Origin of the sequence: Nonomuraea fuscirosea, from assembly GCF_035917475.1 — a bacterium.
In the GTDB taxonomy this organism is placed as follows: Bacteria; Actinomycetota; Actinomycetes; order Streptosporangiales; family Streptosporangiaceae; genus Nonomuraea; species Nonomuraea fuscirosea.
Genome location: NZ_CP109074.1, coordinates 5,853,648 through 5,870,921, shown reverse-complemented (window position 1 = coordinate 5,870,921; position 17,274 = coordinate 5,853,648). Strand labels below are relative to the sequence as shown.

Below are 17,274 nucleotides of genomic sequence, written 5' to 3'. Positions count from 1 at the left end.
AAGGACAGTACTGCATCCGGGCGTCCTGGGTAGGGCCAACGGCATGACCTGGCTGGTGGGCACCTCCGGATGGCAGTACAGGGACTGGCGCGGGCCCCTGTATCCGGAGGGCGTGCCGCAGCGGCTCTGGCTGGAGACGTACGCGGCGGAGTTCGCCACCGTCGAGAGCAACAACGCCTTCTACCGCCTGCCGAGCCCCGAGTCGTTCGCCGCCTGGCGCGACCGCACGCCGCCCGGCTTCGTGATGGCGGTCAAGGCGAGCAGGTTCCTCACCCACATCAAGCGGCTGGCCGACCCCGAGGAGCCGGTCGCGCGCCTGATGGGCGCCGCCTCGGAGCTGAAGGACAAGCTCGGCCCGATCCTGCTGCAGCTGCCGCCGACGCTGAAGGCCGACCCCGGCCGCCTCGACCGGTGCCTGTCCTGCTTCCCCGCCCACGTCAGGGTGGCCGTCGAGCCGCGCCACCCGTCCTGGTGGAGCGAGGAGGTGCGCGCGATCCTGACCGCCCGCTCGGCCGCCCTGTGCTGGGCCGACCGCCGCAGCCGCCCCACCGGCCCGCTCTGGCGTACGGCCGGCTGGGGCTACGTCCGCCTGCACGAGGGCCGCGCGGGCTTCGAGTACGGCGAGCGCGCCCTGCGCACGTGGGCGGGCCGGATCCGCGAGGCCGGCTGGCCGGACGCCTGCATCTACTTCAACAACGACCCGGGAGGGGCTGCCGTGCGTAACGCGAGACGATTTGCCACACTCCTCTAGTGCTGCACACGCGTCTCTACCGGAACGGCGTCCTCGAGAAGGAAGGGTTCCCCGTCGAGGAGGTCTCCGACCATGTCCCGGACCGCGGTAACACGGTCTGGTTCGACCTGTGCGCCCCCACGCCGGCCGACCTCGCCCTGATCAGCGAGGAACTGGGCCTGCACGAGCTGGCCGTCGAGGACGTCTTCTCCGACCACCAGCGGCCGAAGGTGGACGTCTACGACAACCACCTGTTCATCACCGTCTACGGGGTGCACTGCGTGGAGGGCAGGCTCCGCCCCGTCGAGGTCGACATCTTCGTCACCGCCAACGCCCTGGTCACCGTCAGGGAGAATGCGAACTTCCCCATCGACGAGGTGGTCAGGCACTGGGACGCGAACTCCCGCATGGCCCGCCACGGCGTCACGTTCCTGCTGCACGGCCTGCTCGACTACGTCGTGGACAGTCAGTTCGAGCTGGTGCAGGACCTCGACGCGCAGACGGAGGCGCTGGAGGAGACGCTGTTCGAGGGCCAGGTGCGCGACCCCATGGAGCTGCAGCGCTCCATGTACGTCCTGCGCAAGAACACCACCAAGCTGCGCAAGATCGCTTTGCCGATGCGGGAGGTGATCGGCACCCTGATGCGCCGCGACCAGGACCTCGTCGCCGACCCCCAGATGATGCCCTACTACCAGGACGTCCTCGACCACGTCCTGCGCGCGGCCGAGTGGGTGGAGGCGGTCCGCGACATGCTCGCGAGCGCGGGCGAGACCCGCCTGGCCCAGCAGGGCTTCCGGCTCAACGAGATCATGAAGCGGCTGACGAGCTGGGCCGCGATCATCGCGGTACCCACCATGATCACCGGCTTCTACGGGCAGAACGTCCCCTATCCCGGCTCGGGGACGTCCTGGGGCTTCTGGGTGTCCACGATCCTGGTGGCGGTGACGTCCGTGGCGCTCTACTCGGCGTTCAAGAAGAAGGACTGGTTGTAGGGCGGGGCGCAGGGGCCGCCCCGCGCGCCGGACGTGAGCCGCAGCGTCAGGCGCACCTCGCCGCCGGCGGGGAAGAGGGGCAGGCAGCGCCCGCCGGAGATCACGGTCCTGCGCCCGATCGACGTCGTGAGCAGCGACAGCGACTCGTACGCGGCGGGCTCGGCCAGCACCAGCTTCCACAGGCCGCCGGGGAGCCGGACGCGCTCGCCCGGCACCGCGTAGTAGTCGAGCACGCCCTCGTTGCGCGAGAGCACCGCCCGCATGGTGAACCGGCGGCCCTCCACGGTGAACACCTCCGCGGAGGGCGCGCGGTAGATCGAATGCACGTACCCGATCGCAAAGCGGCCCCGTACGACGGGCAGGCCGTTCACGGTCAGGTGACCGGCGCCGCCGCCGGCGCCGAGCGCGGCGACGGCGGCCAGCGTCACGAGCAGCCGGGTCAGGCCTTCTCCTTGTAGTAGCGCGCCGCGCCGGGGTGCAGCTCGACCGGGGCCACCTGCTGGCCCAGCGCCGGGTCCAGCTTCTCGGCCTCCGGGTGCACGGCCGTCAGCTCGGCCTTCTTCTCGAAGAGCGTCTTGGTGATGTCGTACGCGAGCTGCTCGTCCATCGAGTCGGGCACCAGCAGCACGTTCGCGATGCCGACGGTCTTGACCGCGCCGGTCAGCTTGTAGACCGTCAGGTCCACGTCCAGCGGGACGTACTGCTGGCCGTAGGTGGCCTGCATCTTCTGCAGCACGTCGGTGGTGTCGAGGATCTTGATGTCCGGCCTGCTCGCGGCCAGATCGGTGATGCCCGCCGTGGGCAGGCCGCCGACCCAGAAGAAGGCGTCGATGGTGCCGTCCTTGGCGGCCTGCACCGACTCGTTGATCGACAGCTGCTGCTTGGTGATGTCGGCGTCGGGGTCGAGCCCGGCCGCCTCCAGCACGCGCCGCGCGATGACCTGGGTGCCGGAGTTGGCCGGCCCGAGCGAGACACGCTTGCCCTTCAGGTCGGCGACCCTGTTGGCGGCGACGCCGGGGGCGACCACCAGGTGGGTGTAGTTGTCGTAGATGCGGGCCAGCGCCTTGATCGGCTGCTTGCCGGTGAAGGTGTCCTTGCCGTTGACGGCGTCGGCGGCGGTGTCGGCCTGGGAGAAGCCGAGCTGGGCCTTGCCCGAGACCAGGAGCTTGATGTTCTCGACCGAGGCCGAGGTGACCGAGGCGGTGGCCTGGGTGCCCGGAATGTTCGCCGATAACTGCTTGGCCAGGCCGCCGCCGTACACGTAGTAGACGCCGGTCGTCCCTCCTGTGGCGATGAAGATCCGGTTGCCCGAGCCCCCTCCCGCGCCACCGCCTCCGCAACCCGCCGCCAACAGGACTGCGGCGGCGACGATCGTGAGTATCCGCTTCACGCTGGGTCCCTTCTCCTTCTTCTGACGAGATGCACGACGGCGGCCACCGCCAGGACGGCCAGACCGGCGACGATGGGAACGGGTTCGAGGAAGAGCAGGAGCACGGCGGCCACCGCCGCCAGCAGGCGTTCCGGCCAGGCGGCCATCCCGCCCGTGGCCACGGCCAGGGCGGCGACCGCGACCGCGGAGACGGCGGTCATCAGCAGCACGGTCCCGATCGGTCCCTGCCCGAGCAGCGCCTGCCCGTTCGGCGTCAGCACGAAGGCGAACGGCACCAGGAAGGCGGGCAGCGTGTAACGCCAGGTCATCATCATGGTCTTGTACGTGTTGCCGCCGGTGATCGCCGCCGCCGCGACGGCCGACAGCGCGGTCGGCGGGCTCACCTCCGACAGCACCGCGTAGTAGAAGATGAACATGTACGCCTCGGGCCGGTCCACCCCGAGTTCGAAGAGCGCCGGCGCGATGATGACCGCCGTGATGATGAAGCTGGCCGTCACCGGCACGGCCAGGCCGAGCAGCAGCACCGCCAGCGCCGCCATGACGGTGGTGATGACCAGGTTGCCCGCGCCGACGCCGATGATGATGTCGGCCAGCTGCTGGCCGAGGCCGGTCAGCGTGATGGCGCCGACGATGATGCCGGCCGCGGCGCAGACCGCGGTCACGGGCAGCACCTCCAGGGTGCCCTTGGCCAGCGCCTGCCCCACCCGCTTGGGGCCCATCCGGTGCTTCGGGTCGAGGAACGACAGCAGGAACGCGACGGCCGTGGCGATCACCACCGACTGGAACGCCGAGCGTTCCATCGCCATCAGCACGACGATGAGGATGAGCGAGCTGAAGTGGTAGCCGAAGCGCAGCAGCAGCCGCCCGATCCTGGGCGCGTCCACGTCCACGGTGTGGGTGCCGAAGCGGCGCGAGTCGATCTCGATGGCCAGGAAGATGCCCAGGTAGTACAGGATCGTGGGGATCGTCGCGTACAGCAGGACCTGGAGATACCCCGTACCGAGGTATTCGGCGATGATGAACGCCGCCGCGCCCAGCGTGGGCGGCGACAGGATGGCGCCGATGCCCCCGGCCGCGAGGATCCCGCCGGCCGCCTCCTTCGGATAGCCGGCCCGCCGCAGCACGGGCCAGGCCACGCTGCCCAGGCTGACCGTGGTGGCCACGCCCGAGCCGGAGACGGTGCCGAGCAGGAATCCGGCCGTGGTGACCGTGCGGCCGGGGGCGGCCCGTGATCTGCGGAAGGCGGCGAAGCTCAGGTCGATGAAGAACTTGCTCGCGCCCGAGTGGTCGAGCACCGCGCCGTAGATCGTGAACAGGATGATGTAGCTGGCGGCGACCTGCATCGGCACCCCGAAGAAACCCTCGGTGCCGGTGTAGAGCTGCGAGACGATCCAGTCGATCGGCAGCGCCGCGACGTAGTAGGTGTAGAGCAGGAACAGCACGCAGATGACGGAGAAGATCGCGCCGACGGTCCTGCGCACCGCCTCCAGCAGCAGCACCGTCAGCACCACGCCCGCCACGATGTCCAGGTCGGTCATCGCCGCGCCGGAGCCGCGCTCGCGGAAGGCGTCCATGTCGGCCAGCGGATGGAGCAGCACCGCCAGCGACGCCGCGGCCAGCAGCCAGTCGGCCACGGTCGGCCACTCCGCCCCGCCCTCACGCGGGGCGGGCGGGGGCCGCCGCAGCAGCCGGCGCACCCGCGCGGCCAGCCCCGAGCGGTAGCAGAGGAAGACCAGCGGCAGCGCCACCGCCAGGAACGTCATCCGGTGCTCGATCGCCTCCACCGGGCGGAACACCACCAGCAGCGAATAGACCGACAGCAGGCCGCCCACGACCCACACGCCGAGCCGGAGCGGCCCGCCCAGGCGCCGGGCCGGACGCTCCTGCTCGTGTGCCGAAAGTAACTCGGCCTCGCGGTCGCTCAGCTCGGTCAAGATCTTCCTCCCCGACACGGCGTTGCAGGGACTGTACGAGCCGGTTACGCGCTCAGGGAACCCTCCGTTATTAGATTGATCTCCAGCGATCAGCCGAACGGCCGCGATCCTGCGGCGAGCTGCTCGACCGGCACCTCCCCGGCCTGGCTCCCGTCGCGCATCCGCACCGACGCGCCCCCGCTCGCCGCCTCACGCGGCCCCACCACGAGCTGGTACGGCACCAGCCGGTGTGCCCTGATCCTGGCCCCCAGGCTGCCCCGGTCGGCCGGCGCCAGCTCCGCCCGCAGCCCCGCCGCCAGGCAGCGGCGCAGCACCTCGTCCGCGGCCGGCCGCTCGGCGTCCGACAGCGGCAGCACCACGGCCTGCACGGGCGCCATCCAGGCGGGGAACGCGCCGCCGTGCACCTCGACCAGATGCGCGACCAGCCGCTCGATGCCGCCGACGACGCTGCGGTGCACCATGACGGGCCGCCCGCCGCCCGCGTAACGCAGGTCGAAGCGCTCCGGCTGGAAGTAGTCCACCTGGACGGTCGACAGGGTGGACTCGCGGCCGGCCGGATCGGCGATCTGGATGTCGATCTTCGGACCGTAGAAGGCGCCCTCGCCGCGCTCCTCGTCGTACGCGCGGCCTCGTTCCTCCAGCACCTCGCGCAGGAGCGACTCCGAGCGCGCCCACATGGCGGGGTCGTCCACGAACTTGGCACCCTCGCCGCCCAGCGACAGCCGGTAGCGGGCGGCCTGGATGCCCAGCCGGTCGTGCGCCGCCTCGATCAGGTCGAGCGCGGCCGACACCTCCCGCGCGGCCTGCTCGGGCGCGCAGAAGACGTGGCCGTCGTTGAGCTGGATGGCCCGCACCCTGGACAGCCCGCCGAGCACCCCGGACGGCTCGGAGCGGTACATGCCGCCCAGCTCGGCGATCCGCAGCGGCAGGTCACGATGGCTGCGCGGGCGCGAGCGGCAGATCAGCGCGTGGTGCGGGCACAGGCTCGGCCGCAGCACGAACTCCTCCCCGCCCACCCGCATGGGCGGCCACATGTCCTCGGCGTAGTGGGCCCAGTGGCCCGATCGCTCGTACAGCTCGCGTTTGCCCAGCACCGGCGAGTTGACGTGCTGGTAGCCGTTGCGGCGTTCCAGCTCGTACACGTAGTCCTCGATCGCCTTGCGCACCGCGGCGCCGGCGGGCAGCCAGTAGGGCAGGCCGGAGCCGATCAGCGGGTCGGTGTCGAAGATGCCCAGCTCGCGGCCGAGCCTGCGATGGTCGTTCATGATCATCCTTTCCAGGGAAAGGGCGAACGACCAGGCTCCCGGGCGTCCGCCCGGGAAGCATGCGATCAGCGCGCCGGGACGGTGTCCGGCGTCGTCGTGACGAGAGCGCGCTGCATGGGTACGACCCTAGCACCCGGCCTCCGGGGTTGTCCTCGGCCGGGATTCGGCAAAGCCACGGGCTGATTTCGGCAAATGATATAAAGAGCTGCATGAGCCGTAGCGGCGGAGGCCACAGCGGCGTGGACCGTGGCGGCGCGGACGGCGGGATCACCGTGGACGCGCGCCAGGTGCGGGCGTTCGCCGAGGTCGGCTACCAGGTCGCGGGCGGCGGCGGGGCCCACGGGGCGATGGCGGCGCTGCGCCGCGTGATCCCGCTCGACGCCTACGAGTTCGTCGCCTACGACCCCGCCACCGGGCGTCACCACAGCGTCGTCTCCGACGGTCATCCGCGCATCGACCACGACGCGGCGGAGGAGTACGCCGGACTCGAGGCCTGCCGCAGGGCCAGGGCCACCCGCGCGCCGGTCGGCATGCCCGAGCCGGGCACCGAGCGCTACTTCCGCCGCCACCTGGCCCCCTACGGCTGGCGGGCCGGGCTGACGGCGCCGCTCTTCCTCGACGACGGCCGCTACACGGGGCTGCTGCACCTTGCGACCAGAGACGCCTTCCCCCGTCGCACCGGAGCCCTGGTGAGCGCGGTCAGCCCGATGCTGGCCCACCTCACCGACCTCAACCGGTGCGTGATCGACCCGGTGGGGCTGCCGCCCGACTACCGCGCGGTGGCGTTCGACCGGCTCGGCACGCGGCGCGAGGTGCCGGGCCGCGAGATCTCGGCCGCGCTGTGCGACGACCCGGCGATGGCCGCCTGCGCGCGGGAGTTCATCGACTCGCGCGAGCTCAGCCGGCACGGGCTCTGGCTCGGCGCCGACGGCCGCTGGCACGAGGTGCGGCTGCTGCGGGCGGGCGTCGGATACCAGGGCACGCTGCAGGGGGCGGTGGCGGCCGAGCGGCCGTGCGTGCTGCCGTACGAGCTGACCGGCCGTGAGCTCGACGTGCTCACCCGGGTGGCGGCGGGCGACTCCAACCCGCAGATCGCGGCGGCGCTCGTGCTCAGCGTCCGCACGGTCACCACGCATCTGGAGCACATCTTCGCCAAGCTGGGCTGCGACAGCCGCACGCGCTTGACGACCAAGGCGCTGGCCGAAGGGCTGTGCCGGCTCGACGGCTGAAAACTTCTTCCCGGGCCTGTCCTTCTGCCGGGGCGCCGTTCGTCGTCATAGGGAAGCGGCGGACGGCGCCGTACGATCGACGACACGAGGAGAGCCGATATGAAGTACATGCTGCTCATCAACAGCCCCGCCACGCCGCAGGACGAGCCGGACCCCGAGGCGGCGTCGTTCGAGGAGTGGGTGACCTATGACAAGAGCGTCAGGGAGTCGGGCGTCCACGTCTCGGGCCACTCGCTGGCCGACCTGACCACGGCCACCGTCGTCCGGGTGAACGCGTCGGGGGAGCGGGCCGTCACCGACGGGCCGTTCGCCGAGACGCGGGAGGTGCTCGGCGGCTACTACGTGATCGACGTGCCCGACCTCGACGTGGCGCTCGACTGGGCGGCCCGCTGCCCGGGGGCGCGCGGCGGCGGCTCGGTCGTGGTCCGCCCGATCGCCGACTTCGACTGACGCGACCTGGCCGGAGGCGTGGGGGTGACGGCGGCTGTGGGCGAGGACCCGATGGACGCGACGGGGCCGGTCGAGGAGGTGGGGACCTCCGTGGAGGCGGTCTTCCGTGAGGAGCGGGGGCGGCTGCTCGCCGCCCTGGTCCGCCGCTTCGGCGATCTGGACCTGGCCGAGGAGGTCGCCTCGGAGGCGATCGAGGCGGCGCTGGTGCACTGGCCGGCCGGCGGGGTCCCGTCGAAGCCGGGCGCGTGGCTGCTCACCACCGCCAGGCGCAAGGCCGTCGACCGGCTGCGGCGCGACCGCGCGTACGCCGCCCGCCTCGCCGTCCTCCAGGTCGAGGCCGACCGCGCCGCCCCCGCCCCGGCCGCCGACGCCGGAGAAGAGCTGCCCGACGAGCGGCTGCAGCTCTTCTTCACCTGCGCCCACCCCGCCCTGCCCGCCGAGGACCGCATCGCGCTGACCCTGCGCTGCCTGGCCGGCCGCACCACCCCGGAGGTCGCGCGCGCCCTCCTGCTCCCGCCCGCCACCATGGCCAAGCGGATCGTCAGGGCCAAGAAGAAGATCCGCGAGGCGCGCATCCCGTTCCGCGTGCCGGGCGCGGACGAGCTGCCCGACCGGCTGCCCGGCGTGCTCCAGGTGATCTACTCGATCTACACCGAGGGGTACGCGGCCAGCTCGGGCCCCGGCCTGCTCCGGGTCGACGTGGCCGAGGAGGCCATCCGGCTGGCCCGGATCCTGCGCCGGCTGCTGCCCGGCGAGCGCGAGGTGGCCGGGCTGCTCGGCCTGATGCTGCTCACCCACGCCCGCCGCGCCGCCAGGATCGGCCCCGGCGGCGAGCTGGTGCTGCTCGGCGACCAGGACCGCGCGCTGTGGGACCGGCCGATGATCGAAGAGGGGCAGGCGCTGGTGGTCACCGCCCTCACCGGCGGCTCGCCAGGGCCGTACGGCGTGCAGGCCGCCATCGCCGCCCTGCACGACGAGGCCCCCGACTGGCCGGCCACCGACTGGCCGCAGATCGTGGCCCTGTACGACGTGCTGCTCGCGCTCGCGCCCTCCCCGGTGGTGGCGCTCAACCGGGCGGTGGCGGTGGCCATGCGCGACGGGCCGGAAGCGGGGCTGGCGCTGCTCGACGAGCTGGCCGGGGAGCAGCGGCTGCGCGGTTACCACCCGTACGCGCTGGCCCGGGCCGACCTGCTGCGGCGGCTGGGCCGCCGCGACGAGGCGGCCGCGGCCTACCGCGAGGCGCTCGCCACGGCTGGCACCGAGCCCGAGCGGGCCCACCTGCGCCGCAGACTGCGGTCCTGCGAGTGAGCATCCGCCCGGTCAGCAGTGGGCGACGCCGGGGTACGGGTCGGTCGACGTCCACACGTTGACCGCGGCCACGTAGCCCCAGCGGCCGGTCACGTCGCCGTAGGTGTAGTACCAGATGCTGTTGCCGCCGCCGTGCCGCTGGCCGGAGACGTAGCACTTGAAGTAGCTGACCGTCGTGAGCAGGCGGTCGACCACGGTCTCCGGGTTGCCGCCGGGCTTGGTGTAGCCGGGCGACGCGTAGATCAGCGCGTTGGCCGCGTTGCCGCAGTAGAGGTTCCCGCTGCTCGCGTAACACTCCGCGGCGGCCGCGCTGCTCGTCTCTGTGCCGGTCGCGGCCTGTGCCGGCGACGCGCAGGACGCCGCCAGCGCCGCGCCCGAGATGATCGCCGCGACGGCCGCTCTGCCGAACTTCCCCATCGTTGTCTCCCCACCGTAGGACCGGACGGGAGGCAACGCTACGACGCGCCCCTCGGGCCAGGAACCCCGGAGAACGGCGGTGAAGCGGCCATGAAGCCGATCTGAAACCCCGGCGCTCGTTTCTTCGTGTCAGGGTGGGTTCCGGTCGCCCACCTGTCTCGCGAATCCGGGGAAACCGATGAAGAGAATCCTGCCGGCCCTCATCCTCGTCCTGGCGGCCCTGGCGGCGCCCGCGCAGCCGGCCCTGGCGGGGGATGCTCGGGCGATGCCCCGGCCTCCCGCCGTCATCTTCGACACCGACATGGACTTCGACGACGCGGCCACCCTGGCCTACCTGTCCCAGGAGCACAGGGCCGGGCGGATCGACCTGCGCGCCATCACCGTCACCGAGGCCGGCGCCGGGTTACCCGGCCGGGCCATCCGGCACGCGAGGTGCCTGGCCCAGCGGCTCGGCCTGCGCGGCGTGGCCGTCGCCGACTCCCCGGCCACCGGCCCCAACTCCTTCCCCGCCGACCTGCGGCAGCTGTTCGACCGGGTGCTCACCGCGGCCACCCCCGGCTGCGCCGGCGACGAGACGCCGTCGCGGACCCGTGCCCCCGAACTGATCAGGCGGCTGGTACGGGCCGAGCCCTCGATCCAGATCGTCGCCACCGGCCCGCTGACGAACGTGGCCGAAGCGCTGCCGTACTCCGCCGCCCGGCTGACCACGATGGGCGGGGCCGTGGCCGTCGGCGGGAACCTGTGCTGCGGCACGCCGCCCGAGTTCGACGGGAGCCAGGAGTTCAACTACTGGCTCGATCCCGCCGCCGCGCGGGCCGCGCTGACCCGCAGCCGCGGGAGCGTGCGCATGGTGTCGCTCGACGCCGCCAACCAGGTGCCGATCACCGCGGCCTTCCTGGACCGGCTCGCCGCCGACCACGGCGCCGCGGCCGCGGACACCGTACTGGAGATCGTCACCCATCCCGAGGTGCGGCCGCTGATCGACGCCGGCCTGCTCTACTGGTGGGACCCGCTGGCCGCGATGAGCGCCGTGCACCCCGGGCACGTCACGTTCACCGCCGGGCGCGTCGACGTGGTGACCGACGGCCCTTCGGCCGGGCGTACCGTACTGTCACCTTCCGGCCGCCTGCTCCAGTACGGCACCGCGGCCGGCACCGCCGCCTTCGAGCGGCGCTTCCTCGACACCCTGAACGGCCGCACCTGACGCGTCGGCACAGTCAGACGGCGACGCCGGCGGGCACGTGGGCGCGCAGCAGTTCGAACCAGACGGTCGTGGTGCCGGCCTCGCGGGTGAAGCCCCAGCGGTGGCTGAGCGCCTCGATCAGCGGCAGGCCGCGGCCGCTGGTGGACTGCGTGCTCGTCCGGCACACGCACGGCGGCCCGTCGGAGCCGGCGTCCGACACGAACACCCGCACCCCCGTCTCCGAACTGGCCACCGTCACCGTGAACGAGCCCCCGGCGCCGGACCTGGTGTGCAGGATCGCGTTCGTGGCCAGCTCGCTGGTGAGCAGCACCACGTCGTCGTAGAGCGGATGATCGCGGCCCAGCACCGCCGTGACGAGCTCCCTGGCCCTGGACACCTGGGAGGGCACCCCGCGCAGCCGGACCACGTGATCACCTGGATCCGGCCGGTCGTCCTCATCTGCGTGGTGCGGAATCGGCGCTGCCACGGTGACCTCCCCCAGAACCGGCGACGTTATGAGACGCGCCAGGGGTGGGGTGGAGATTATCGCGAAAAGGTAGGAATGGGCTTTCCCAAGGTCCGTATTTACCCCCGGGGAGGTCGGTTTCGCGGGTGGGGACGCCGACCGAGTACGCTGCGATCGACGAGTCGTCTAGGCCCGTGGGGGAACAGGAGGTCGCGTGAGCAGCCTGGAGGCCGTCTGGGTGCAGCCGTACGAGCTGCCGGGAGCGGCGGTCGTGACCGGCGTCTTCGACATCCTGCACGTGGGCCATGTGCGCTACCTCGGCGCGGTGGCGGCGCGCGGGCTGCCGCTGGTCGTGGGCGTCGAGGACGATCCGCGCGTGCGCGCGTGGAAGGGGCCGACCCGCCCGTTCAACCCGTCGGCGGAGCGAGCCGAGGTGCTCGCCGCGCTCCGGTTCGTGACGGGGGTCTTCGTGGTCAAGGGGCCGCCCGGGGCGCACGGGCCCGACGACTACATCGACCTGCTCGCCCCGATGCGCCCGGCCGCGCTCGCCCACACGGCGGGCGACCCGCACGCCGGCGCCCGCGCGGCGGCGGCCGCGATCCTGGGGGCGGAGTGCTGGGAGCTGGAGGCCATCCCCGACCGCTCGACCACCCGCATCGTCAACGCCGCAGGCAAGGGCTGACCCGCGTTCCCACCACCGCCACGAACGCGACGCCCACGACACCACACACGGCCCCACCACGTACGCGCACTTGGGGCGTGCGACGGATGACGTACTCCGAGGGGTGAGGGGCCGTAGGGCGGGTTGCTAGGCAGCTCATCGGCCATGATCGCGTAATCTGTCGTGACATGACAGCCGACCTCGTAGCCAGACGGGTGACGAACCTGCTGGCGCCCCAGGTGCTGGTGATCGTCATGCCACCGCTGGTCGGACTGCTCGCCCAGGGGTGGAGGGGCGCCGCCTGGGGCCTGGTGGCGTCGGCGTTCTGCGGTGGCGTGCCGGCGGCGGTGATCGCGCTGGGCGTGCGCTCGGGACGCCTCGACTCCCACCACATCGTCGACCGCGCCCGCCGCACCGGCCCGCTGCTCGCGGCCGCCGCGGCCGTGCTGGTGGCGCTGGCCCTGCTCGTCCTGATGGGCGCGCCCACCCTGCTGGTGGCGACCGTGACCGCGATGCTGGTGGCGCTGGCGGTGACCGTCCCCATCACCCTGCGGTGGAAGATCTCCTTCCACGCCGCCGTGTCCGCCGGCACGGTGGTGGTGTTCGCGCACGTCCTGCCCGTGTGGCCGGCCGTGCTCGCCGGAGCCGCCGTCGTGGCGCTGGTGTGCTGGGCCAGGGTACGGCTCACGCACCACACCTGGCCCCAGGTCGCCGCCGGCACCGCCGTGGGCACGCTCACCACCTGGGCCACTCTGAGCGCCTTCGGCCTCAGCTGATTCCGTCCCGGAATAGGGAGGGAACCGCCGGGGTTGCCGCGAACATGGATGTCACGAACCGCGGCCGGGTGCGCGTGGAGCGCACCGCCAAGCGTGTGCGGACCTACCTCGGCGGCCGGGTGGTGGCCGACACCACCTCCGCCCTGCTCGTCTGGGAAGTCCCGTACTATCCCGCCTACTACTTCCCGCTCGCGGACGTGGACGAGTCCGCGCTGAAGCCCACCGGGGCCACCCAGCACTCGCCGAGCAGGGGCGACGCGGTGGTCTACACGGTCACGTCCGGGTCCTCCGAGGCCGTGGACGGGGCGCTGGCCTATCCCGACTCGCCGCTGGAGCAGATCCGCGGCCACGTCCGCTTCGACTGGGACGCCATGGACGCCTGGTTCGAGGAGGACGAGGAGGTGTTCGTCCACCCGCGCAACCCGTACACGAGGGTGGACATCCTGAGCAGCTCGCGCCACGTGCGGGTCGAGGTGGACGGCGTCACCGTCGCCGACTCCCACAGCCCGCGCATCCTCTTCGAGACGGGCCTGCCCGCCCGCTACTACCTGCCGAAGACGGACGTACGCCTCGACCTGCTGGAGCACACCGACACCGTCACCCACTGCCCGTACAAAGGCAGCGCCGAATACTGGACGGTCAACGGCCAGAAGGACCTCGCCTGGTCCTACCGCACACCACTGCCGGAGAGCGAGAAGGTGGCTGGGCTGGTCGCGTTCTACAACGAGAAGCTCGACATCTACGTCGACGGGGAGCTTGAGGAGCGCCCGAAGACGGTGTTCTCCTGATCAGAGCGCTGTTCCCGGCACCGACCGTGTGCAGGTTCAAATCGCGCCGACGCTGTCCGCGAGGCGGACGGTGGGCAGGTCGGCCGGGCTTCGCCAGCCGAACGCGGTGACCTCTTCGGTCTGCAGGGTGATGGGCGTGTCCTTCACCCAGAACGCGAACCGGAAGTCCGCGTGCCAGTGGGCTGGTTCCGGCTTGGCCGGGTTGGCAGGGATCTCGTGGACATCGACGTCCACGGGGATGACGTCATGCGCCGGCGGGGAGACGGCGTGCTGCCACGGGATGCCGGTCTCCTCCTCCAGTTCGCGCAGCGCGGCGCCGTACAGGCTGTGGTCGCCGGGCTCGACGTGGCCGCCGGGCAGCAGCCAGCGGTTCAACGCCCGATGGTGGATCATCAGCACGCGGCCGGTGCCGTCGATCGCGGCAGCGCTCGCCGTCACATGGAGCGGGAACGTGCTGCGCGAGGCGAGATCCCGCCCCGGGACGAGCGCGTGGGTCAGCCGGGCGACGCCGGGTGCACGATCAGGGTGGGCGTCGAGATAGCGGGCCAGAACGCCGCGGATCTCGGCGAGAGAGACGGTCATGACACCCCATGGAAGTAGGTCAGCCAGGTCGCCGCAATCGACTGCCGGACTTCCGGAGGAACCTCCCACATGCCCGGATCATGTCGGCCGCCGGCCAGCAGGCCCAGAGCGGCGAGGATCTCCGCCTGCACGAGGAGGATGAACGTCCCCACCGAAGCGCCGTGCAGGAAGTTGACCGCGTCCCCGTCGGCGAGCAGGTAGAAGTAGTGGCCGGTACGCGCGTACCGCGTGATCTGGTCGTTCACCGGGGTGCGCGTGTACAGGCCCGTCAGCGCCGTCAGCTCCAGCTCGTCGTCGCTCGAGGTGACGGACGCGATGTAGGCCCCGTTCGGGACGCGGGTGAAGTCGTCCTCTCTCAAGGCGTGGTTGCCGGTCGCGCACATGATGATGCCGGCGTCGCCGAGCGCCTCGGACAGCGTGCCTGCGGTGCGGTAGCCCTGGGACAGCGCCTGAACGCGGCGTATCGGATCGATGTCGTAGACGGTGACGCCTACGTGCTTGGCGTGCAGCATCTCGGCGATGGACCGGCCCAGCTTGCCGTACCCGATGACGCAGGCCGGGCGGCCGTTGAGGATGTCGTCGCGGCGTCGTACGAGGGCCTCGGTGGAAAATACGACGGACTGGCCGACCAGGTAGTCCTCCGGGTCCTTCAACGGTGAGCGGGCCACGGAGAAGACGGGCACGGGCACCTTGTCGAGCGCGGCATAGCGCTGGTGGCCGTTCTCGGTGTCCTCGACGACGCCGAGCAGGCGGCCGGAGAAGTGCGTGTGCAAGTGCTCCAGGGCGGGTGCGAAGTAGCCGCCGACGTCGAGCAGGATCAGGTCGCGACCGGGCGCGCGTGACTCGACGTACGCGAGGGCCTGTTCGGGATCGGCGAGCCGATCGCGGTCGAGGTCGTCGACTTGCACCCTGGAGTTGATCTGCCGAAGCGCGCCGTCGTCGATGCTGCGCGGCTTGGGCAGCACGGCGGCCATGTCCGAGAGCCGCTCGATGCCCTCCAGGAAGCGGGGGCGCTCGGCGAGCAGGTGCGGGATGCCGATGCAGTCGTTCAGCCAGGCCGTCGCCCGGGCCCGCCGCGACTTCACCGCGACCCGATACGCCGGCCTCGCCGACGACCTCGCCGGGCTGATCCCCGTTGCCCGGGCGGCAACGGATCCGGCCGGGCAGGCCCTGGCCGCCCAGGTGTACCACCTCGCGGCCCTGACGCTGATCAAGCTGTCGGCGCCGCCGTACGCGTGGGTGGCGGCCCATCAGGGGGAGCAGGCCGCGGCGGCGAGTGGCGACCTGCGCGCACTCGCCGAGGCCCGCCGCGACATGGTGTCTCTGTTCCACCGGGCCGCCGACTACGCCAAGGCGCGCGACCTCACCGCGCGGGCGGCTGACCTTCTGCGCCCGCGGCTGGCCGACGCGCCGCCGGCCGCGTGGGGTGCGTACGGGGCGCTCATGTCCACCGGTGCTGTCGCCGCCGCACGGATGGAGGACCGGCACAGCGCGCTGGCCATGCTGGAGGAGGCCGCCGAGGCGTCGCGGAAGGCGCCCAAGCTGGTGCTGTCGGCCGGGCACGTGGTCACGTACCGAATTGGCGTGTCCATCGTGCTGGGCGATGCCGGCATGGCGATCGAGCATGCCCGTGCCATCTCGCCCGAAGACATCCCCACGGTGGAGCGGCGGGCCTCGTACTACACCGGCAGCGCCGAGGCGTACACGCTGTGGGGGAAGACGGACCGTGCCGTCCGCGCACTGCTCGTCGCGGAGAAGATCGCGCCCTCCGAGGTGCGACGGCCGGGCCCCCGCCGGGTCATCGAAGATCTGTTGCATCGGGATCCGCACAGCCACCTGTCCGGGCTTCGGGCGCTCGCGATGCGTGCGTCCGTCGCGTTGTGACAGCGATCGCGATGGAAGAGAGCCCTCAGCCCGTGAGGTAGCCATGAAGGATGAGCGCAAGCCGGCATCGGCATGGGCCGTTCGCCTGAAGGCGGAACGCAACGCGCGGTTCTGCTCGCAGAAGGAGATGGCCAGGCAGCTCCACGACGAAGTGCTCACGGCGATCCTGCCCGAGAGGAACCCGCTCGTTGCCAGGGCGGGACGTCGTATCGGGCGCAGTACCGTCGAGGACCTGGCCGCCCGCGTTCACGGGATGCGCCTCGCCGACGACGTGCTCGGCGGGGAGGACCTCATCGGCCCTGCCTTCCGCGAGCTCGACGGCGTCGTGCGCACCTACCGCGAGGCCGCGTACCCGGAGGAGGTCGGCCGCGCCCTGCTGACCGTGATCGGCGAGGCGGCCCAGATCGCCGGATGGATCGCCTCGGACGCCGGGCGGCACGAGCAGGCGGAGCGGACCTACCGCTTCGGTGTCAGCGCCGCCCGCGAGGCCGGCGACGCCACGCTCGAATCCAACCTGATCGGTTCGCTGGCCTACCAGGTGGCGAACGCCGGTGACCCGGCGGACAGCGTCGCTCTGGCCCTTGCCGCCGTCGAGGCGGCCGGGCCGCACGGGCCGGCTCGGAGCCGCGCGCTGGCGTGGGATCGGCTCGCCTGGGCGCACACTCGCGACGGCGACGCCCAAGCCGCGATGCGCGCCCTCGGCGAGGCCAGGGACGCGCTCGCCCTGACCCGCGGACGTGATGAGCCGGCCTACCTCTACTGGGTCGATCCGGGCGAGCTGCGGGTGATGCAGGCCCGCGTCTACACGGAGCTGCGCCGCCCGCTCCGCGCCGTTCCCCTGCTCACGGACGTGCTGAGCCGGTATGACACGACTCACGCCCGGGAGCTCGCGCTCTATCTGTCGTGGCTCGCCGTGGCGTTGGCCGACGCGAACGAGCCGGAGGAGGCGGCACGGCAGGCTCCGCATGCTGGAGATGTCCGCCCACGTGGCCAGCGACCGGACCTCGCTCCGGGCCACGGTCGTGCTCGACCGGCTCGCCCGGCATCGTGAGGTACGCGAGGTGCGCGAGCTGCTGGCCGGCTACCCGCCCGGCGCATGATGGTTGTCGCCCCGCCGTCGGGATAGGACTCCAGCGCGCGCCGCACCCTGGCCGAGTGGGGGAAAGCCCCGTCACCCGGGTGGGTGACGGGGCGCCGATGGGCCGGTCGTACGCCACAG

General features: G+C 72.0%; 19 protein-coding genes. 11 read left to right on the top strand and 8 right to left on the bottom strand.

Going from position 1 to position 17,274, the window contains the following annotated elements; all coding sequences use genetic code 11:
- The first annotated feature begins 43 nt into the window (after positions 1 to 43).
- Both OIE67_RS26785 and OIE67_RS26780 read left to right on the top strand, forming a co-directional pair.
- A complete protein-coding gene (locus OIE67_RS26785; RefSeq protein ID WP_326644971.1) occupies positions 44 to 751 on the top strand; it encodes a DUF72 domain-containing protein in 708 nt (235 codons plus the stop codon).
- The gene (locus tag OIE67_RS26780; RefSeq protein ID WP_326644969.1) at positions 751 to 1,722 is read left to right on the top strand and encodes a magnesium transporter CorA family protein; all 972 of its coding nucleotides are present in this window, start codon (positions 751 to 753) and stop codon (positions 1,720 to 1,722) included. The genes OIE67_RS26785 and OIE67_RS26780 overlap by 1 nt, the downstream gene beginning before the upstream one ends.
- Here OIE67_RS26780 and OIE67_RS26775 read toward each other — a convergent pair.
- The 4 genes from OIE67_RS26775 to thrS form a co-directional block, all read right to left on the bottom strand.
- Complete coding sequence (locus tag OIE67_RS26775) at positions 1,689 to 2,150, bottom strand: hypothetical protein (RefSeq protein ID WP_326644967.1); 462 nt, start codon at positions 2,148 to 2,150, stop codon at positions 1,689 to 1,691. The two genes, OIE67_RS26780 and OIE67_RS26775, sit on opposite strands and share 34 nt — an antisense overlap.
- A gap of 11 nt (positions 2,151 to 2,161) precedes the next feature.
- Positions 2,162 to 3,112: a TAXI family TRAP transporter solute-binding subunit gene (locus OIE67_RS26770; protein WP_326644965.1), complete on the bottom strand. Its 951-nt coding sequence runs from the start codon at positions 3,110 to 3,112 to the stop codon at positions 2,162 to 2,164.
- Entirely contained in the window at positions 3,109 to 5,046 is a 1,938-nt protein-coding gene (locus OIE67_RS26765) for a TRAP transporter permease (RefSeq protein ID WP_326644963.1), read from the bottom strand. The genes OIE67_RS26770 and OIE67_RS26765 overlap by 4 nt, the downstream gene beginning before the upstream one ends.
- A gap of 89 nt (positions 5,047 to 5,135) precedes the next feature.
- On the bottom strand, positions 5,136 to 6,326 hold the full coding sequence (gene thrS / locus OIE67_RS26760; RefSeq protein WP_326645480.1) for a threonine--tRNA ligase: 1,191 nt from the start codon (positions 6,324 to 6,326) through the stop codon (positions 5,136 to 5,138).
- Positions 6,327 to 6,520: 194 nt separating this feature from the next.
- Between thrS and OIE67_RS26755 the strand changes: the two genes are divergently transcribed.
- The 3 genes from OIE67_RS26755 (at position 6,521) to OIE67_RS26745 (ending at position 9,298) form a co-directional block, all read left to right on the top strand.
- Positions 6,521 to 7,540: a helix-turn-helix transcriptional regulator gene (locus OIE67_RS26755; protein WP_326644961.1), complete on the top strand. Its 1,020-nt coding sequence runs from the start codon at positions 6,521 to 6,523 to the stop codon at positions 7,538 to 7,540.
- A 99-nt stretch (positions 7,541 to 7,639) separates the two neighbouring features.
- Positions 7,640 to 7,990, top strand: a complete 351-nt coding sequence (locus OIE67_RS26750) for a YciI family protein (RefSeq protein ID WP_326644959.1) — start codon at positions 7,640 to 7,642, stop codon at positions 7,988 to 7,990.
- 24 nt (positions 7,991 to 8,014) lie between these two features.
- Positions 8,015 to 9,298 (top strand): RNA polymerase sigma factor, encoded by a 1,284-nt coding sequence (locus OIE67_RS26745; protein ID WP_326644957.1) that lies wholly within the window; start codon positions 8,015 to 8,017, stop codon positions 9,296 to 9,298.
- 12 nt (positions 9,299 to 9,310) lie between these two features.
- Here the strand turns inward: OIE67_RS26745 and OIE67_RS26740 are convergent, their stop codons facing one another.
- On the bottom strand, positions 9,311 to 9,715 hold the full coding sequence (locus OIE67_RS26740) for a hypothetical protein (RefSeq protein ID WP_326644955.1): 405 nt from the start codon (positions 9,713 to 9,715) through the stop codon (positions 9,311 to 9,313).
- 178 nt (positions 9,716 to 9,893) lie between these two features.
- Between OIE67_RS26740 and OIE67_RS26735 the strand changes: the two genes are divergently transcribed.
- Entirely contained in the window at positions 9,894 to 10,919 is a 1,026-nt protein-coding gene (locus tag OIE67_RS26735) for a nucleoside hydrolase (protein WP_326644953.1), read from the top strand.
- Between the two features lie 13 nt (positions 10,920 to 10,932).
- Here the strand turns inward: OIE67_RS26735 and OIE67_RS26730 are convergent, their stop codons facing one another.
- Positions 10,933 to 11,385, bottom strand: a complete 453-nt coding sequence (locus OIE67_RS26730; RefSeq protein ID WP_326644951.1) for an ATP-binding protein — start codon at positions 11,383 to 11,385, stop codon at positions 10,933 to 10,935.
- 193 nt (positions 11,386 to 11,578) lie between these two features.
- On the opposite strand from OIE67_RS26730, the gene OIE67_RS26725 reads away from it, so the two are divergent.
- The 3 genes from OIE67_RS26725 to OIE67_RS26715 all read left to right on the top strand — a co-directional run bounded on the left by OIE67_RS26725 (position 11,579) and on the right by OIE67_RS26715 (position 13,589).
- Positions 11,579 to 12,046 carry an adenylyltransferase/cytidyltransferase family protein gene (locus tag OIE67_RS26725; RefSeq protein WP_326644949.1) on the top strand — a complete coding sequence of 156 codons (468 nt, stop codon included), beginning with the start codon at positions 11,579 to 11,581 and terminating at the stop codon, positions 12,044 to 12,046.
- 167 nt (positions 12,047 to 12,213) lie between these two features.
- Positions 12,214 to 12,801, top strand: coding sequence for a hypothetical protein (locus tag OIE67_RS26720; protein ID WP_326644947.1), 588 nt, complete (start codon positions 12,214 to 12,216; stop codon positions 12,799 to 12,801).
- A gap of 44 nt (positions 12,802 to 12,845) precedes the next feature.
- Positions 12,846 to 13,589, top strand: a complete 744-nt coding sequence (locus OIE67_RS26715) for a DUF427 domain-containing protein (protein WP_326644945.1) — start codon at positions 12,846 to 12,848, stop codon at positions 13,587 to 13,589.
- Between the two features lie 36 nt (positions 13,590 to 13,625).
- On the opposite strand, the gene OIE67_RS26710 is transcribed toward OIE67_RS26715, so the two are convergent.
- Both OIE67_RS26710 and OIE67_RS26705 read right to left on the bottom strand, forming a co-directional pair.
- Positions 13,626 to 14,171, bottom strand: coding sequence for an NUDIX hydrolase (locus OIE67_RS26710; protein ID WP_326644942.1), 546 nt, complete (start codon positions 14,169 to 14,171; stop codon positions 13,626 to 13,628).
- Positions 14,168 to 15,256 (bottom strand): adenosylhomocysteinase, encoded by a 1,089-nt coding sequence (locus tag OIE67_RS26705; RefSeq protein ID WP_326644940.1) that lies wholly within the window; start codon positions 15,254 to 15,256, stop codon positions 14,168 to 14,170. Before OIE67_RS26705 ends, OIE67_RS26710 begins: the two co-directional genes overlap by 4 nt.
- Between OIE67_RS26705 and OIE67_RS26700 the strand changes: the two genes are divergently transcribed.
- Both OIE67_RS26700 and OIE67_RS26695 read left to right on the top strand, forming a co-directional pair.
- Positions 15,210 to 16,055, top strand: a complete 846-nt coding sequence (locus tag OIE67_RS26700; protein WP_326644939.1) for a hypothetical protein — start codon at positions 15,210 to 15,212, stop codon at positions 16,053 to 16,055. The two genes, OIE67_RS26705 and OIE67_RS26700, sit on opposite strands and share 47 nt — an antisense overlap.
- Positions 16,056 to 16,098: 43 nt before the next feature.
- Positions 16,099 to 17,106, top strand: coding sequence for a transcriptional regulator (locus OIE67_RS26695; RefSeq protein ID WP_326644937.1), 1,008 nt, complete (start codon positions 16,099 to 16,101; stop codon positions 17,104 to 17,106).
- Positions 17,107 to 17,274 lie beyond the last annotated feature (168 nt).

Coding starts and splice junctions, on each gene's coding strand:
- OIE67_RS26785 (WP_326644971.1), top strand. CDS start 44: ATGACCTGGCTGGTGGGCACCTCCGGATGGCAGTACAGGGACTGGCGC.
- OIE67_RS26755 (WP_326644961.1), top strand. CDS start 6,521: ATGAGCCGTAGCGGCGGAGGCCACAGCGGCGTGGACCGTGGCGGCGCG.
- OIE67_RS26750 (WP_326644959.1), top strand. CDS start 7,640: ATGAAGTACATGCTGCTCATCAACAGCCCCGCCACGCCGCAGGACGAG.
- OIE67_RS26740 (WP_326644955.1), bottom strand. CDS start 9,715: ATGGGGAAGTTCGGCAGAGCGGCCGTCGCGGCGATCATCTCGGGCGCG.
- OIE67_RS26735 (WP_326644953.1), top strand. CDS start 9,894: ATGAAGAGAATCCTGCCGGCCCTCATCCTCGTCCTGGCGGCCCTGGCG.
- OIE67_RS26720 (WP_326644947.1), top strand. CDS start 12,214: ATGACAGCCGACCTCGTAGCCAGACGGGTGACGAACCTGCTGGCGCCC.
- OIE67_RS26715 (WP_326644945.1), top strand. CDS start 12,846: ATGGATGTCACGAACCGCGGCCGGGTGCGCGTGGAGCGCACCGCCAAG.
- OIE67_RS26710 (WP_326644942.1), bottom strand. CDS start 14,171: ATGACCGTCTCTCTCGCCGAGATCCGCGGCGTTCTGGCCCGCTATCTC.
- OIE67_RS26700 (WP_326644939.1), top strand. CDS start 15,210: ATGCAGTCGTTCAGCCAGGCCGTCGCCCGGGCCCGCCGCGACTTCACC.
- OIE67_RS26695 (WP_326644937.1), top strand. CDS start 16,099: ATGAAGGATGAGCGCAAGCCGGCATCGGCATGGGCCGTTCGCCTGAAG.